Below are 15834 nucleotides of genomic sequence, written 5' to 3'. Positions count from 1 at the left end.
AAGCATCCCGCACGCGGAGATTTCCCGGGTTGCCTTCCAGCCCCCGAATCGAAGCCGACGGGATCAGGGCGGTCAATCGTTGTGCCGCGAGTCCCGTCGGCGGCCGCACCGGGTCTGATGGTGGTCAGCCCCACCAAACCGGATGCGCTCCGCCATCCCCAAACCCCCGGATAACCGGTCCGGGCCTCAAGATGGCCTGGGAACGGCAAGGATTATGGGACGGCGCCGGGCGGGGGCGGACAAGGTTTCCGGGAAGTCTCGCCTTTACAGTATGTTAGGGCGATGAGACGTGGGATAAACCCGCACTTTTCTTCCCCACGATGTGGGGAAGTGGGCCGAGGCGGAGCCTCGGGTCGATGGGGTCGAACGGAGCGAGGAAGGCCATGCCGCCTGTGGCGGCCCCTCCGTCTTGCCGCTTCGCGCCAAGCCACCTCCCCATGGAATGGGGAGGAAAGGATGGGCAGCGCCGGGAGCCGGTTTTCTTCCCCACCATGTGGGGAAGTGGGCCGAGGCGGAGCCTCGGGTCGATGGGGTCCGAGCGTCGCGAGGATGGGCCACAAGCGAAGACGACCCATGCCGCCTGCGGCGGCCCCTCCGTCTTGCCGCTTCGCGCCAAGCCACCTCCCCATGGAATGGGGAGGAAAGGATGGGGGCGCCGGGAGCCGGTTTTCTTCCCCACCATGTGGGGAAGTGGGCCGAGGCACGACCCATGCCGCCTGCGGCGTCACCCCTCCGTCACGCCCTTCGGGCGCGCCGCCTCCCCATGGAATGGGGAGGAAAGCGTGCTCCCGGGACAAACGAGCGGGGATGACAGATGAGGGGCTTCTTGCGAGCGCCACCCGACAAAAAACCCCGGTCGGATGACCGGGGCTCTTTGTTGGCAAGGACCGTCGCGTCTACTGATCGCGACGCGGGCCGCCGGCGCCGCCGGGCAGGTTTTGCTCGCCGCCGAACTGTTCGGTGGGCAGGCGACCGACATTGCCGAGCAGCTGCTCGAGGAAGGTCAGTTCGCGTCCGCGGGTCGGGGTTTCGCGATTGGCATAGGCCACGACACGGCCGTCTTCCAGACCGTATTCGGAGACATCGCTGACAATGCCGTTCTCGTCAAAGGTCACGGCGATGATGCGGCGGTCGCGTGTTTGCGGGCGCAGATAGGCGAGGCTCTCGCGGGTCGAGGAGATGTAATACCAGGTGTTCTCTTCGAACGTCCCGCGCGTCGAGGGATTGCCGAGGCGCGACAGCACGGAGCTTTCGGTATCCTCGGCGACCACGATGTTCGGCTCTTCCTGCGTCGTGTAGCGGTAGCCATGCGAACGAAGGACCGGATTGCAGGCCGAGGCGCCAATCGCGCAGGCGGCAATCAGGACTGTAAGGCTAACGCGACGCTTCATCAGGAACTCCTGCGAGATGGGTCTGCCACGCGCGACGTGATGACGCGTGCGGCGCTGTCTTGACCTAACCAAGGGCGAGCTTAGCTTCAAGCGCCAATTCTTGGGAGTGCGGAACGCATGTTGAACCGACTTTTCGGTCGCAAGCCGGAAAAGCGTCGTGCCGAGGCGCTGTACCGCGATGTGGTAAGCGCAGCGCGAGCGCCGCATCTCTATGCTGAACTGGGGGTGCCGGACACGGTCGAGGGCCGGTTCGAAATGATCATCCTGCATTGCGCCCTTGTCGTGTTGACGCTGAAACCTGTCGACAGTGACGCCGCGCGGTCTCTCAGCCAGGCGCTGTTCGACACCATGTTCGATGATTTTGATGCCGGCATGCGCGAGATGGGCGTCGGGGATTCGGGTGTCGGCAAGAAAATCCGCTTCATGGCGGAGGGGTTTTACGGCCGTGCCGAAGCCCTGCGCGATGCGATCGACAGTCCTGATCCGGAGCAATTGCAGGCCGTGCTGTCGCGGAACGCATTCAATGCCGCAGCCGATGATCCCCGCGCGCCTTCCCTTGCCCTATACGTAAATTCGGCTGTTGCGGGCCTGAACGGGCAGGGCGGTAGCGCCTTGCTCGACGGGGCAGTACCGGCTTTCCCGACCGTCTGATCGCCGCCTTGCTGCCTTGCATTGCCCCGGTCATGGTCTAAGTTCCGCGGGCTTTCGGCGCATGGCGCCTCTGCGAGGGACACGGCACCGCTACTCATGACAGGTATCCCCACGATTTCGGTCGACGCGATGGGCGGCGATCTCGGACCCGAGGCGGTCGTCGAGGGTATCGGACACGCGCTCAAGCGCTGGCCGGACCGCAAGGCGACTTATATTCTTCACGGCAACGAGGCCCTGCTGGCCCCGCTCCTGGCCAGACACCCCAAGGTGGCGGCGGTCTGCGAGCTGCGTCACACGGATACGCTTGTCCAGATGACGGACAAGCCGAGCGAGGCCGTGCGCCGGGCGCGCGGTTCCTCGATGTGGAACGCAATCCAGAGCGTCAAGGCCGGCGAGGCGGGGGCCATCGTGTCCTCCGGCAATACCGGTGCGCTGATGGCGATCGGCAAGGTCGTCCTGCGGATGAAGAAGGGCGTGCATCGCCCGGCCATCTCGGCGAACTGGCCGACGCCGAAGGGCCACACAGTGGTGCTTGATGTCGGCGCCAATGTGCAATGCGGCGCGACCCAGCTCGTCGAGTTCGCCATCATGGGCGAGGCCTATCATCGCGCCGTTTTCGGCGGCGAAGCGCCGTCCGTCGGCCTGCTCAATGTCGGCCAGGAAGAACTCAAGGGCAATGACACGGTCCGTGAAGCCGATCAGCTGATCCGCAAATCCGGGCTCGACATCGCCTATCAGGGCTTCATCGAGGGCAATGATATTTCTGCCGGCGGCATCGACGTCGTCGTGACCGACGGGTTTACCGGCAATATTGCGTTGAAGACTGCCGAAGGCACGGCCCGCCTGGTCGCGGGCTGGGTGCGCGAGGCGCTGACCAGCTCGCTGATCGCCAAGCTGGCCGCCGGCCTGCTCTCGCTCGGCGCGCTGGAGCGTCTGCGCCAGCGCATGGATCCGCGCTATATCAATGGCGGCGTCCTGCTGGGTCTCAAGGGCATTGTCGTCAAGTCGCATGGCGGAGCCGATGGCGAGGGTTTCGCCTCTGCGCTTGGCCTCGCCTATGTCATGGCGAAGAGCGATTTCATGGCCCAGATCCGCGCCAATCTCGACAAGTTTGCCAGTTTCGAAGAACAGGAAGTCGCGGCAGCGTCATGACCGAACCGAGTGCGCGTATCGCCGGAATCGGCTCTCACCTGCCCGAGCGGATCCTGACCAATGACGAGATTTCGGCAATGGTCGACACCAGCGACAGCTGGATTCGCGAACGCACGGGCATCCGTCAGCGCCATATCGCCGGCGAGGGTGTCACCACCTGTGATCTTGCCGAGCGTGCCGCCCGCCGCGCGCTCGAGGATGCCGGTCTGACGGCAGAGGATCTCGACCTGATCGTGGTGGCGACCACGACGCCCGATTTCACCTTTCCCTCGGTCGGCACCATGCTGCAGGCGCGGCTCGGCGCGACCAATGGCGCCGCCTTCGACGTCCAGGCCGTGTGCACCGGTTTTGTCTATGCGCTGGCCATGGCCGACAACATGATCGCGCGCGGTCAGGCCCGAACGGCGCTGGTCGTCGGCGCCGAGACCATGTCGCGCCTTCTCGACTGGACCGATCGTTCAACCTGCGTCCTGTTCGGCGACGGTGCCGGCGCCATGGTGCTGCAGGCGGACGAGGCGGCCACGGGTCCGGAACGGGCAGGTATCCTGGGCACCTATCTGCGCTCGGATGGCCGGTTCAAGGATCTGCTGCATGTCGATGGTGGCCCGTCCTCGACCGGGACGGTCGGGCATCTGCGCATGGTCGGCAACCAGGTCTTCCGGCACGCCATCACCAATATCGCCGAGTCGATGACCACGATTGCCAAGCGCTCGGGCGTGACGATCGAGGCGGTTGACTGGTTTGTTCCCCACCAGGCCAATCAGCGTATCCTGGAAGGCGTCGCGCGCCGATTGTCGATCCCGACGGAGAAGGTCATCTCGACCGTGGCCGACCACGGCAATACCTCTGCGGCCTCGGTGCCGCTGGCCTTTGACCGGGCTGTCCAGGACGGCCGGATCAAGCGCGGCGACCTGGTTTTGATGGAAGCGCTGGGTGGTGGATTTACCTGGGGCGCGGCCCTGGCCCGGTTCTGATCCATTAATTCGGCGGTTTCTCGCACTTAACCAAGACCTTGGCGTTGACCTGACCCGGTTTCGAGGCGTAGCTTGATATCGTCTTTGTGGGGATGACCATGGCAGATAAAACCTTGACGCGTGCAGATTTGGCTGAATCGGTCTACCGGGAGGTCGGCCTGTCTCGCCAGGAATCAGCAGATCTGGTCCAGTCCGTGCTGGGCATGGTTTCGGACACGCTCGCCAAGGGCGAGTCCGTGAAGCTTTCCTCGTTTGGCTCATTCCTTTTGCGGGACAAGCGCGGTCGGGTCGGGCGTAATCCGAAGACCGGGGTGGAGGTGCCGATTGAGGCGCGCCGCGTTCTGGTGTTCAAACCGTCACAAGTACTCAAGGAGCGCGTCGACTCGGCTCTGTCCAAGGATTAGGGCGGCCCGCAGGCTGACGCGAACAGCGCATGTCGGTCACGAACAAGTCTGCAGACGCGTTTCGAACCATCAGCGAAGCCGCTGAGGAACTTGCTATTCCCGCGCATGTCCTGCGCTTCTGGGAAAGCAAGTTCGCCCAGATCAGCCCGTTGAAACGGGCTGGCGGTCGCCGCTTCTACCGGCCCCAGGACCTGCAATTGCTGCGCGGCGTGAAGCGGCTCCTCTATGAGGACGGCTACACGATCAAGGGCGCCCGCAAATACTTCAAGGATCATGGCATCGCTGCGGTGATGGAGATGGGCGATCCAGCCGCAGGCGCGCCGCGTGATCCCCTTGCCATAGATGCGGCTGATCTGGAGCACCCGGTCGCCGCGAAACCGTCGCGCCCGCGTCCGGCTGACGGTCCGCAGCGCCAGCTCGACGATATTCTTGCCGATCTGGAAAACGCCCAGGCCAAGCTGAAAGCCGCGCTTAAACCCTGATTGCAGACCGGTCGGCAGCCCAGCCGCACATGGCGCTGACAGGCCTGTTGCCGAGCGGCAAACCGCACCCTATAAGCGACTTCCCCATCGGACGGGCCTGCCTGTCCAGCAAGTGAGTGTCGGAGCGTGGCGCAGCCCGGTTAGCGCACCGGTCTGGGGGACCGGGGGTCGCGAGTTCGAATCTCGCCGCTCCGACCATTTTCTTGCGAGTGCCATGTTCCAGGGGCAAACCCTCCCTGCTTTTTGTCCTTTGTCGTGGAAATCCGGCGTCTCGCGCAGGACCATCCATAGATCGCTTGTCAGCCAGCGGGCCGTATCCGGTTCTTCAGGTCAAGGGCGCCGCAGGCGCCGCTTCGCGGTTGAAACCCTTGAGCTGAAGAACCGGATACGGCTTTCTCCCGGCAAGCGGTTTATGGCGGGGTGTGCGCCGCACGCACATTGTGTGACACCGATATCTGTTGGTGTCGTCGAGCGGAACCGCCCTCACGCCCCCGCCATCGCCGCCTTCATCACATCCTTCATCGCCATGTCCGGATTGGCGAGCGCGGCCGGATCCGGGCTGGCGCGTTTCTGGATCATCATCTTGGCGGCCATGAAGCTTTGCGGGTCGTTTATGCAATCGGCGGCGATCAGGACGCCGTCGGCGAGGTGGAAGAAGCTGCGCGGGGTCTCGTCGGGACCGGCGCGGGTGATGGTGGTGTCCTGGGCGCCGATCAGGCCGGCGGTCTGGAGTTTGAGATCGAACTGGTCGGACCAGAACCAGGGCACTTCCGGTTTCGGCGCGGCGACGCCGCAGATCGCCGCGGCGGCGCGCTTGGCCTGGTCGAGCGCATTGGGCACGCTTTCCAGACGCAGCCGGGTGCCGGTCAGCCAGTTGAGCTGTTCGGCGCAATCGCCGATCGCGTAGATATTCGGATCGCTGGTCCGGCAGGCCTCGTCGACCACAATTCCGTTGCCGGTTGTCAGGCCGCAGCTCGCTGCGAGTTCCTGGTTGGGGATGACGCCGATCCCGACCAGCACGCTGTCGCAGGCGATCTTCTCGCCATTGGCCAGTTCGATCCGGCCGACCGCCTTGCCGCGGGCGAACAGGCCGGATTTGGGTTTCAGGGCGGCGACCTGCGAGTCGAGGCGGATCGAGACACCGCGCTGGTCATGGGCCTGGCGGTAGAATTCCGAGACTTCCGGAACGGCCACACGTGCCAGAAGCCGGTCCATCGCCTCGATCACGATCGGGGCGGCGCCCAGCTTGGAGGCGACCGAGGCCGCTTCCAGTCCGATATAGCCGCCGCCGATGATGGCGATGCGCTTGCCCGGCTGCACATCGGCCTTCAGGGCATCGACATCGGCGATGGAGCGCAGATAGCGCACGCCGTCGAGTTCGGCACCGGGAACCGGCAGGGTCCGGACGCGGGAGCCGGTTGCGATCACGAGACGGGTGTAGGTTTCTTCGCGACCATTGGCGAATATGACCAGCTTGCGGTCGGGATCGATTCGCTTGGCACGGGTCGACAGGCGCAGCTGGACGTCCTGTTCGGCCCAGGTTTCGGGCGGTTGCAGCCATAGCCGGCTCTCATCGATCTCGCCGGAAAGATAGGCCTTCGACAGGGGCGGGCGCTGATAGGGCGGGTGCGGCTCGTCGCCGACCAGCAGGATGCGGCCGGCAAATCCATTGCGACGCAGAGAGGCGGCGCACTGGCCGCCAGCCTGGCCGGCGCCGAGTATTATGACGGTCCCATCGGTCTTGCTCACGCAACGTCCCTCCGCAAATCAGGTCCTGCCCAAACCAGGTCCTGCTTGCGACATGATGGCGCGTCCGGTGCAGGCCTGCGAGTGCAATAGCATCATGTCCGCCATTGGCAATGATGCACAAGGCTTGTGCTGTGGTGTGAATGGGTTACCTAGCCGCCCGGGAGTTTGCATGTCGTATCATACCAGCACCACAAGCCGCGCCGTTTCGCTCTGGCTGCTCATCGTCGCCGCACTCGTCTGCCTGATGATCATCATCGGCGGGACGACGCGCCTGACAGACAGCGGCCTGTCCATCACCGAATGGAAGCCGATTTCCGGCGCCATCCCGCCGCTCAGCCAGGCGGATTGGGAAAACGAGTTCGCGCTGTACCAGCAGACCACGGAATTCCAGGTCCAGAATTCCGCTATGACGCTGGCGGAGTTCGAATTCATCTTCTGGTGGGAGTGGGGCCATCGCCAGCTTGGACGGCTGATCGGTCTCGTCTTCTTTGTTCCCTTTGTCTTTTTCTGGCTGCGGGGCCATCTCAGCGCCCGCTTGAAGCCGCGCCTTTTCGGGCTTTTTCTGCTCGGCGGGGCCCAGGGCGCGATCGGCTGGTGGATGGTGGCGAGTGGCCTGACGGACCGGCTCGATGTCAGCCAATACCGGCTGGCAACCCATCTGGGCATGGCCTTCGTCATCCTCGGGGCGTCGATATGGCTGTCGCTGGAAGCCCGCTACGGACCGCCCCCGCTGCGCCGCGGACGCCTTGCCGGTGTCACGGCCGGGCTGCTGGGCCTGGTCTTCCTGCAGATCGTCCTGGGGGCTTTCGTGGCCGGTCTGGATGCCGGACGCATCTACAACACCTGGCCGTTGATGAATGGCGATCTCATTCCCGAGGACTATCTCGGCGGGATGAGTTTCTTCCCGGCGATTTTCGAGAGCCATGCGGCGGTCCAGATGCATCATCGCTGGACCGGCTATCTCGTGGCGTTTGGCGTCTTCGCCTACGCTTGGCTGATCTGGCGCGAGCCGCGGGTGTCGCTGAAGCCCTTCATGCTGATTCTGCCGGCCCTGGTGATCGGGCAGATCGCCCTTGGCATCGCGGCGCTGCTGGCGGTTGTCCCGCTCTCGCTCTCCCTGGCCCACCAGGCCGGGGCGATCCTCCTCTTCATCGCGATGATCTGCGCCGCCTGGACGGCACGGCGGGCAGTCTGAAACGGGAGATTTGCCTTAGAGACCGGCCTTGCGGGCCCGTTGCCAGTAGATGATCGCGACCAGGCTCACGATGATCGGGATCATGAGCCCGTACTCATCGGTCCACAGGCTGGTCGAGGGATTTTCCACCGTCAAAGGCGTGCAGATCTTCTGGATGTAGATGTTGTGGGCGCCATGAAACATGATGGCGGGCCACACTGATCGGCTCTTGAAGGTGTAATAGGTCATGATGACCGTCATCGCGATGATCATCACGGTGAAGCATGCCAGTTGAAACAGGGTGTTGCCGCCGCCATACGCGATGATGACGGGGTAGTGCCAGACCGCCCAGACAGCGCCGCTGATCAGGCATGTGGCATTGAAGGAAAAGAGCTTGCGCAGCTCCCACGCAAAGAATCCGCGCCAGCCGATTTCCTCGCCCGCTATCGTGCCCAGTGATTTCGCGAACTGCACCACGGCCATCAACACGCCCATCAGGGCGATGACGACAAAGGCGGGTGCGTCCGGCAGGCCAAGCTCCCCGCTCCATTCGCTGATGGTTGCGGCGTTGCCAAAACCACCGAGCCCGCTCAGCCAGATGATCCCGTAGCCAAGCGATACGTAAAAGGCCGGAACGAGGTATCCGGCCCAGTTGGCGCGATGACTGCCCCATGTCCAGGGCAGGTCGGAAATCCTGCGGCCGCGGAGTTTGAGCGTCAGGAAGGCGGCGAGCGCCGGCATCATCATCAGCGTGCCGACATAGAGCGATGTGGGCACCAGGGCGACGATTGCGTAATGGGCCACGGCGCTGGCGATTGTGAGCATGCCGAGGAAGGTCAGCAAGGTGATGATCGTTGTGTGTCTGTCAGCCTGCACTGCGGTCATGATGCCGGGCTTTCCTTTACGGGAGGGAATGTCAGGTGTAGTTTATACAATTAATTGTACAACTGATTGTATAAGAGGCAAGCCGTGCGTGACAGCAACATCATGGACACCCACCGACTGAGCGGGGCTTTTCTGTCGAACAAGCTGTTGCGCCTTGTGGAGACAATCGCTGACCAGGGCTTGGTGCTCATGCAGTCCGCCGGGATCGTGATTCCCCCGCGGGCAATCTCAACTGTCCTGATGATCGGTGAGATTGACGATGTCACGGTTGCGGACATCGCCCTGTCGCTTGACCAGCCCCATCAGGTCGCGACGCAGCGCGTGGCGCTATTGTGTCGACTGGGTCTGGTGACCAAGCGCGCTCATCCGTCCGACAGTCGCCGCAAGATTCTCGAGCTGACGGACTATGGCCAGGCGCAATACGCCATGATGCTGGTTATGCTCGAGAAGATCCGGGCGGCAATGGACGCGCTGTTCGACGAGATCGGCTGCGACCTGGCGGCCAAGGCCGTTGAAGCCGTGGAGCGGTTGCGTTCCGAACCCCTGGTCGGCCGGATAGGCTGAGGCGAACCAGGTCTCGGCCTGACACGGGAGGCGCCGTTTGCGCGGCGCATCCCGTGCTCCGATTCCTGATTGGCAGACGCGGATCAGTCCACCGCTAAAATCGCCCGGCTCAATGCATCGCGTGAGACCACTTTGAGGCGGCCGGCGCCGGTGTCGAAGACCACCATGAGGCCGTTGGCATAGGCTGTGTAGCCGTAATCCTCCCCCGTGACGGCGAGGGCGGCGGGGAGCTGGATGCCCTGGGTTGAGAGACCGTCGATGATATCGAGCGAAAGGCCGCGAACAAGGCTTTCCGCGTCGAAGGTCTCGATCGTTTCGCCGGTGCCGCTTGTTGCCAGGACCAGCCGGGTTCCGTTGAAATCCCCCAGCGCCAGATTGGTCGCGCGGAACGGGTCCTCGGCGAGGATCGTGCCGTCGCCGGACAGGCGGGCAATGCCACCGACCGGGCTGGCCGTGTAGATGTCGCCGTCCAGCGTTGCACATTGCCGCGCCGGAACCGGCAGCGGGAAGTCGCGGACCCGCTCGACGCTCAGCTGGTCGCTGCCGGCATCGCGGACGCGCCAAATCTCGGCATGGGCCCCGGTGCCCAGCACAACCAGTTCCACAAAACCGGTGCCTTCACGCATCAGACAGAGCCCGGCCACACCGTCGATCGGCTCCATCGCCCCCAAGGGCAGATCAAGGATCTGCGCGCCGTCGCGCACAACGGCAAAACCGCGCACGGCACCGGCATCGCCGACCGATCCGAAAATCAGCGGCAGGGCTTCGCCGCGCAGTTCGAAATCGGGGGCCACGGCGAGGCCGGTCAGGCGTTCCCCGGCATGGCGGGTCTTGAGGATGCCGTCGAGGTCGAAAATATCGATGCCGCCAGCCCCCGGTGCCGACAGCACGAAACCGAGCGATGGCACATTCGGGTCAGGCAGGAAGCCGACCGGGCCGCCGCCGCCCTCAACAGCTGTGAAGGCGGCGGTGACAAGGATCTCGGTCGGACCGCTGGCCTCGGCCTCGACCGTTGCGCCTTCCGGTGCTTCGGCGTTCGGACCACAGGCGCCAAGTGCCAGCAGCGAAGCGCCTAGCGCGAAAGCCCGGGCCAGGGACCGCGGACCGCGAAAGTGCGTCCGGGATAGCGCTGCACATTGAAAAACAGGGTCGAACCGTCGGGACTGAAACATGGACCGCAAATCTCGCTTTTTTGACCTTCCGGCCCGGAGGCCGCGTTGCGTCCAATCGTATACACCTCACCATCGGGCGTCACGCCGCGGATGTACTGGTCCTGATCACCATCCTCGACGACGATCAGGTCGCCCCAGGGCGCGACACACAAATTGTCGCAGCTCTCCATGATGGCGGCGTCATGGCTCTGGTAGAACAGCTGCAGCCGGCCGGGCGCTGCCGTCTCGCCATCGTCACCCTCGCTCGGGCTGGGCTGATAGCGCCAGATCTGGCCGAGCCGGTCCGGGCCCCCGTCCGTGCAAGTGAAATAACATTCGTTTTCGCCCCACCAGATCCCTTCGCCACGCGTGAAATGGGCGGCTCCGGCGGCCACGCCGCGGGCGGCGAGATCGGCATTCGGCGATTCGACATCATCAAGATCGATCCAGTCGACATCGACCCATTCGCCCGGCTGCAGGGTCTCGGTGTCCCAGTTGCGCACGTCCAGGCCGGGTCGGCCGCGAACCGCGAGCGCCTGCAGCCGGCCGCCTTCGACCAGCTGTCCGGGCACGTTGGGAAGAAAGCGGTAGAAGAGGCAGCGGTCGTACTGGTCTTCTGTCTCGTAGGCGATCAGCGTACGCGGATCGATAGCGACGGCTTCGTGGCGGAAACGGCCCATCGCCTTGAGCGGGACCGGTTCGACCAGCCCGGTCGCTTCGGCCGGGACCTCGAAGACATAGCCGTGCTCAACACCGGCCTGCGGACCGACATTCTGTTCGGTCTCCTCGCAAGTCAGCCAGCTGCCCCAGGGGGTCGGTCCGCCGGCGCAATTATTGATCGTGCCGACGAGGGAGAGGTATTCTTCCTCGACCGCCAGGGTTTCCGGGTTGAGGACGAGATGGCTGGTGCCACCGATATGCGGATTGCCATTCTCGTCCCAGTCATGCACCCGGCTGCGATCAATCAGTTCGAGGCCGGCATTGTCCGGCACGAAAGGTGATTTCTCGGCGTCGCCGAGGCGCAGCTCGTGATTACGCACGAGCACGATGCGTCCATCGGCTTTCTGGAAGCAGGCCATGCCGTCGAAATCACCGGGCACAACCAGGCCATCAGTCATCGGCTGGCCGGCCGAGGAAATGACGTCATAGGTGAAACCGTCCGGCAGATCGAACAGGCCGTCCGGATCGACCTGCAATGGGCCGAGGCCCTCGACCTCGTTGAAATAGCCTTGCTCGGCCGGATAACGCTTCTGGCAGGCGGCCAGCGCGGCAAGGCCGGAAAAGGCGAGGGTGGTGGCGGCGCTGCTGCGCAGGAAATGGCGGCGGGACAGGGACATCGGGCACTCCGGGGCGGTCTGGAAGGTCTTTTAACTACAACGACTTCACGACGAGCACATGACGGTCATGCAGTATGCGGTATTATGTAACCGTATATCTAGGTGTATAAAATTGCAGCTGAAATTCGACACCTGCTTGACCGAACTGCAATTCACCTCTAAACGGCGCGCTCGAATTCAACCTGATCCTATCAGGCCTGAGGCAGGAATATTATGAAAACCATCTCCGTTAAGCCGGCGGATGTCGTTAAAAAGTGGGTCGTGATCGACGCAGAGGGTGCCGTTGTCGGTCGCCTCGCTGCCTACGTCGCCACCCGCCTGCGCGGCAAGCACCGTCCGGACTATACCCCCCATGTCGACATGGGCGACAACATCATCATCGTGAATGCCGAGAAGGTCGTCTTCACCGGCACCAAGCGGGATGACAAGCGCTACTACCACCACACCGGTCACCCGGGTGGCATCAAGGAAACCAGCCCGGCGAAGCTGCTGGACGGCCGTTTCCCGGAGCGCGTTGTCGAGAAAGCCGTGCTGCGCATGCTGCCGAAAGACAGCCCGCTGGCGCGTCAGCAGTTCTCGAACCTGCGCGTCTATGCCGGTCCCGACCACAAGCACGAGGCCCAACAGCCGGAAGTGGTCGATTTCAAGTCCATGAACTCCAAGAATACGCGAGGCTGATATGTCTGAAGAAGCCCGCTCGCTCGAAGACCTCAAAGACGTCATCAAGGAAGCCGACGCCGGCACCGTGGTGGCTGACGAGTCCGTTCCGGCCGAGCCCAAAATCGATGAGCACGGCCGTTCCTATGCCACCGGCAAGCGCAAGAACGCGGTCGCCCGCGTCTGGATCAAGCGCGGCAGCGGCAAGATCACGGTCAATGGCCGCGACCAGGAACAGTATTTCGCTCGCCCCGTTCTTCGCATGCTGCTTCAGCAGCCGCTGGAAGCCGCCGAGCGCGTGAACGAGTTTGACGTGGTCGCGACCGTTGTCGGTGGTGGTCTGTCCGGTCAGGCCGGTGCCGTGCGTCACGGTATCTCCAAGGCCCTCCAGCTGTTCGAACCGGGCCTGCGCCCGGTCCTGAAGGCTGGCGGCTTCCTGACCCGCGACAGCCGCGTCGTCGAGCGCAAGAAGTACGGCAAGGCCAAGGCCCGCCGTTCCTTCCAGTTCTCCAAGCGCTAAGCTTGTCGAACTCACGATCTGCAGGACGGGCGGTGCCGATGGCGCCGCCCGTTTTTCTTTCGGGGTCTTTCAGACCTTTTCTTTCGGGGTCTTTCAGACCTTTTCTTTCGGGGTCTTTCAGACCTTTTCTTTCGGGGTCTTTCAGACCCGCGGGAGCCGGTGCGCCCGGTTCTGTTCAGCGAGGCCATTCGCGATATGGTCGAAGACCACGCGGATTCGTCGACTGGTATTGAGTTCGCGGTGGGTTACCAGCCAGGTCTGGATCGGGATCGGCGGCAGTGGCGGCCAGACTTCCTCGAGGATCGAGTGCTGGTCGATCCAGTCCCGCGTCATGGGTGTCACGCCAAGCCCCTGCATGGCCAGGGCGTGATGGACGGTTGAGCTGCCACTGCTGATCCGGAAATTCTCGGATGTCAGGCTGAGCCCCATCGCATTGAGATGCTCGATTACACGATCATTCTGCTCGAAACCGATGAAGTCGAGCCGATTGACATGGTCCAGGCAGGTCGGGCGTCCGACCCGATCGAGATAGTCCGGATGTGCATAGAGATGGCCGGTCGTCTCGCCGACCAGGCGCGCAATGAGATCGGGTTGCTCCGGGCGGGCATGCCGGATCGCGATATCCGCTTCGCGTTTCTGCAGATCCTGCAACTCGTTCGAAGCGATGATTTCCAGGCGAATGCCGGGTGCCTCCTCGTGAATCCGCTTGATGATGGGCGGCAGGTAGAAAGACGCCATGATATTGGTCGCGGTGATGGTCACCAGCCCCTCAATGGTGCTGGACTGGCCGGAGGCGGTCAGCGAGATCCGCTGGGCAGCTTCACCCATGGAGCGGACATGCTCGACCAGTTCCAGGGCGGCCCGGGTCGGCTGTGTGGCGCGGCGATTGCGCTCGAACAGGGTGATGCCGAGATCCGCTTCCAGGGCGGCGATCTGACGGCTGAGTGTGGGCTGGGTCTGTCCCAATGCCCGCGCGGCAGCAGAAAACGAGCCTTCCTCGATCGTGGCGAGCAGGGCGCGGATCTGGTTCCAGTCAAAGGCAACAGCATTCCAATTCATCGAAACACGTATATCAGATGTCCGTTTGGCGGCAATTTATATTCGCTCAGCGTATGTCAAAACCGGGGTCTGGATGGTTCGCAGCGTGCGAACGGACAGTGGAGACGAATGGCATGACGCAAGCGCATCGCTGGTGGGACAAGATCGCCGAGAAATATTCAAATGACCCGATTGCGGATGTGAAGTCGTGGGACTTCAAACTGTCGAAGATTCGCGAAAACCTCACCCCGGAGACGCGCCTGCTGGAGTTTGGCTGCGGCACGGGGGGCACGGCCCGCCGTCTTGCCGATGCGGCGGGCTCCATCCTCGCGACCGATATCTCCGGCGAGATGCTGGGCATTGCCGAAACCCGTGGCCGCGAGGCCGGAATCGGGAATATCAGCTATCAGCGCGCCGATTTCGCCGATTTCGACGCACCGTCCGGCAGTTTCGACGTCGTGCTGGGCATGAGCATCCTGCACCTTCTGGATGACCGCCATGCAGCCATGGACAAGGCCAGGCAATTGTTGAAGCCCGGCGGCCTGTTCATAACCAGCACGGCCTGCTTGCTGGACGGTTTCTGGTTCATGGTGCCGATCCTGCCCATCGGGCGGATCCTCGGCGCCTTCCCTCCGGTAAAGGCGTTCGGGTCCGCAAGGCTGAAGCGGGAAATTGCCGAGGCCGGGTTCGAGATCGAGTATGAGTGGCGGCCCAAGCCGAGCGCGGCGTTGTTTGTCATGGCCCGCAAACCGGGCTGAACCGGCAATGACAGGAAAGTGATGGCATGACCCAGACCCAGACCGCGCAAGAGGCCGCTGCTGACGAGGCGCGCGGCTCCGGCTTCGCCGCCGAGCTCGAGCGTGACCAGGCCCATCGGGACAAGGCCAAGTCGGTGCAGCCCTTGCGCCGTCTGTTGCCCTACATCCTGCGCTATCCTTTCCTGCTGGCCGCCTTTTCGCTGTTTCTGGTGCTGGCCTCGGGACTGACCCTGCTTCTGCCTGCGGCCTTTCGTCTGGTGGTTGATTGCGGGTTTGCCGGGGACACCCGGGCGGCCGCTTGCGCCAGCCTTGGCGAGACGTCCGGGCTGGGGATCTATTTCCTGGCCGGAATGGGGGTGGCGGTCCTGCTGGGTCTCGCCAGCGCCTTTCGCTTCTACTTCATCAGCCGGCTGGGCGAGCGCGTGGTTGCGGATTTGCGGCGGGACGTGTTCACGCATCTGCTGTCGCTGGACGCGCGCTTCTACGCCGGAACACGGACCGGCGAGGTGCTCTCGCGCCTGACCACCGACACGACATTGATCCAGACCGTGGTCGGCTCCTCGATTTCAGTCGCGCTGCGAACGGTGGCGACCACAAGCGGCGCGCTGATCCTCATGGTCGTGGTGAGTTGGCAGCTGGCTCTGCTCGTGCTGGCTCTGGGTCCCTTGATGCTGGGGCCGATCCTGTTGTTCGGGCGCCGGATCCAGCGTCTCTCGCGGGTCAGCCAGGACAATCTGGCTGATGCGTCGGCGCGGGCCGGCGAAACTTTGCAGGCCATCGAGACGGTTCAGGCCTTTACCCGAGAGCGCGAGGAATCGGACCGCTTTGCCACGGCGGTCGAGATGACCTTCCTGTCCGCCATGCGCCGGATCAGCGTGCGCTCCTTCATGACCGCGCTGATCTTCTCGGTATCCTGACCGGGCTGATCGCGGTTCTGTGGTTCGGTG

At 63.6% G+C, this 15834-nt stretch carries 17 protein-coding genes and 1 tRNA gene; 12 read left to right on the top strand and 6 right to left on the bottom strand.

Features of this window, described 5'->3' with window-relative positions; genetic code table 11:
* Nucleotides 1–896: 896 nt before the first annotated feature.
* On the bottom strand, nt 897–1391 hold the full coding sequence (gene bamE, locus QZZ02_RS11430) for an outer membrane protein assembly factor BamE (RefSeq protein WP_291844591.1): 495 nt from the start codon (nt 1389–1391) through the stop codon (nt 897–899).
* 117 nt (nt 1392–1508) lie between these two features.
* Between bamE and QZZ02_RS11425 the strand changes: the two genes are divergently transcribed.
* The 6 genes from QZZ02_RS11425 to QZZ02_RS11400 all read left to right on the top strand — a co-directional run bounded on the left by QZZ02_RS11425 (nt 1509) and on the right by QZZ02_RS11400 (nt 5252).
* Entirely contained in the window at nt 1509–2042 is a 534-nt protein-coding gene (locus QZZ02_RS11425; RefSeq protein WP_291844590.1) for a ubiquinol-cytochrome C chaperone family protein, read from the top strand.
* Between the two features lie 96 nt (nt 2043–2138).
* Nucleotides 2139–3194 carry a phosphate acyltransferase PlsX gene (gene plsX, locus QZZ02_RS11420; RefSeq protein ID WP_291844589.1) on the top strand — a complete coding sequence of 352 codons (1056 nt, stop codon included), beginning with the start codon at nt 2139–2141 and terminating at the stop codon, nt 3192–3194.
* Nucleotides 3191–4168 carry a beta-ketoacyl-ACP synthase III gene (locus tag QZZ02_RS11415; RefSeq protein ID WP_291844588.1) on the top strand — a complete coding sequence of 326 codons (978 nt, stop codon included), beginning with the start codon at nt 3191–3193 and terminating at the stop codon, nt 4166–4168. The genes plsX and QZZ02_RS11415 overlap by 4 nt, the downstream gene beginning before the upstream one ends.
* A 98-nt stretch (nt 4169–4266) precedes the next feature.
* Nucleotides 4267–4572, top strand: a complete 306-nt coding sequence (locus QZZ02_RS11410) for an integration host factor subunit alpha (RefSeq protein ID WP_291844587.1) — start codon at nt 4267–4269, stop codon at nt 4570–4572.
* A gap of 29 nt (nt 4573–4601) precedes the next feature.
* A complete protein-coding gene (locus tag QZZ02_RS11405) occupies nt 4602–5054 on the top strand; it encodes a MerR family transcriptional regulator (protein WP_291844586.1) in 453 nt (150 codons plus the stop codon).
* Nucleotides 5055–5174: 120 nt separating this feature from the next.
* Nucleotides 5175–5252, top strand: a tRNA-Pro gene (locus tag QZZ02_RS11400).
* A gap of 285 nt (nt 5253–5537) precedes the next feature.
* Here the strand turns inward: QZZ02_RS11400 and QZZ02_RS11395 are convergent.
* Nucleotides 5538–6803: an FAD-dependent oxidoreductase gene (locus tag QZZ02_RS11395; protein WP_291844585.1), complete on the bottom strand. Its 1266-nt coding sequence runs from the start codon at nt 6801–6803 to the stop codon at nt 5538–5540.
* 169 nt (nt 6804–6972) lie between these two features.
* On the opposite strand from QZZ02_RS11395, the gene QZZ02_RS11390 reads away from it, so the two are divergent.
* Nucleotides 6973–7998, top strand: a complete 1026-nt coding sequence (locus QZZ02_RS11390) for a COX15/CtaA family protein (protein WP_291844584.1) — start codon at nt 6973–6975, stop codon at nt 7996–7998.
* Nucleotides 7999–8013: 15 nt separating this feature from the next.
* On the opposite strand, the gene QZZ02_RS11385 is transcribed toward QZZ02_RS11390, so the two are convergent.
* A complete protein-coding gene (locus tag QZZ02_RS11385; RefSeq protein WP_291844583.1) occupies nt 8014–8862 on the bottom strand; it encodes a CPBP family intramembrane glutamic endopeptidase in 849 nt (282 codons plus the stop codon).
* An 84-nt stretch (nt 8863–8946) separates the two neighbouring features.
* On the opposite strand from QZZ02_RS11385, the gene QZZ02_RS11380 reads away from it, so the two are divergent.
* Nucleotides 8947–9426 carry a MarR family winged helix-turn-helix transcriptional regulator gene (locus tag QZZ02_RS11380; protein WP_291844582.1) on the top strand — a complete coding sequence of 160 codons (480 nt, stop codon included), beginning with the start codon at nt 8947–8949 and terminating at the stop codon, nt 9424–9426.
* An 83-nt stretch (nt 9427–9509) separates the two neighbouring features.
* Here the strand turns inward: QZZ02_RS11380 and QZZ02_RS11375 are convergent, their stop codons facing one another.
* Together QZZ02_RS11375 and QZZ02_RS11370 are read right to left on the bottom strand one after the other, a co-directional pair.
* Nucleotides 9510–10598: a hypothetical protein gene (locus QZZ02_RS11375; protein ID WP_291844581.1), complete on the bottom strand. Its 1089-nt coding sequence runs from the start codon at nt 10596–10598 to the stop codon at nt 9510–9512.
* On the bottom strand, nt 10499–11914 hold the full coding sequence (locus QZZ02_RS11370; protein WP_291844580.1) for an alkaline phosphatase PhoX: 1416 nt from the start codon (nt 11912–11914) through the stop codon (nt 10499–10501). Before QZZ02_RS11370 ends, QZZ02_RS11375 begins: the two co-directional genes overlap by 100 nt.
* Nucleotides 11915–12127: 213 nt before the next feature.
* Here QZZ02_RS11370 and rplM point away from each other — a divergent pair, with 213 nt between their 5' ends.
* Both rplM and rpsI read left to right on the top strand, forming a co-directional pair.
* Nucleotides 12128–12592 carry a 50S ribosomal protein L13 gene (rplM, locus tag QZZ02_RS11365; RefSeq protein ID WP_075189881.1) on the top strand — a complete coding sequence of 155 codons (465 nt, stop codon included), beginning with the start codon at nt 12128–12130 and terminating at the stop codon, nt 12590–12592.
* Nucleotide 12593: 1 nt separating this feature from the next.
* Nucleotides 12594–13091 (top strand): 30S ribosomal protein S9, encoded by a 498-nt coding sequence (gene rpsI / locus QZZ02_RS11360; RefSeq protein ID WP_366511533.1) that lies wholly within the window; start codon nt 12594–12596, stop codon nt 13089–13091.
* 141 nt (nt 13092–13232) lie between these two features.
* Here rpsI and QZZ02_RS11355 read toward each other — a convergent pair whose 3' ends face one another.
* A complete protein-coding gene (locus QZZ02_RS11355) occupies nt 13233–14150 on the bottom strand; it encodes a LysR family transcriptional regulator (RefSeq protein ID WP_291844578.1) in 918 nt (305 codons plus the stop codon).
* 113 nt (nt 14151–14263) lie between these two features.
* Between QZZ02_RS11355 and QZZ02_RS11350 the strand changes: the two genes are divergently transcribed.
* Entirely contained in the window at nt 14264–14887 is a 624-nt protein-coding gene (locus tag QZZ02_RS11350) for a class I SAM-dependent methyltransferase (protein WP_291844577.1), read from the top strand.
* Between the two features lie 26 nt (nt 14888–14913).
* Nucleotides 14914–15804 (top strand): ABC transporter transmembrane domain-containing protein, encoded by an 891-nt coding sequence (locus QZZ02_RS11345; protein ID WP_291844576.1) that lies wholly within the window; start codon nt 14914–14916, stop codon nt 15802–15804.
* Nucleotides 15805–15834: the final 30 nt, after the last annotated feature.

Source organism: Maricaulis sp. (assembly GCF_015665295.1).
In the GTDB taxonomy this organism is placed as follows: Bacteria; Pseudomonadota; Alphaproteobacteria; order Caulobacterales; family Maricaulaceae; genus Maricaulis.
Note: the sequence above shows the minus strand (reverse complement) of the source record. Positions and strands in the feature narration are given on the sequence as shown.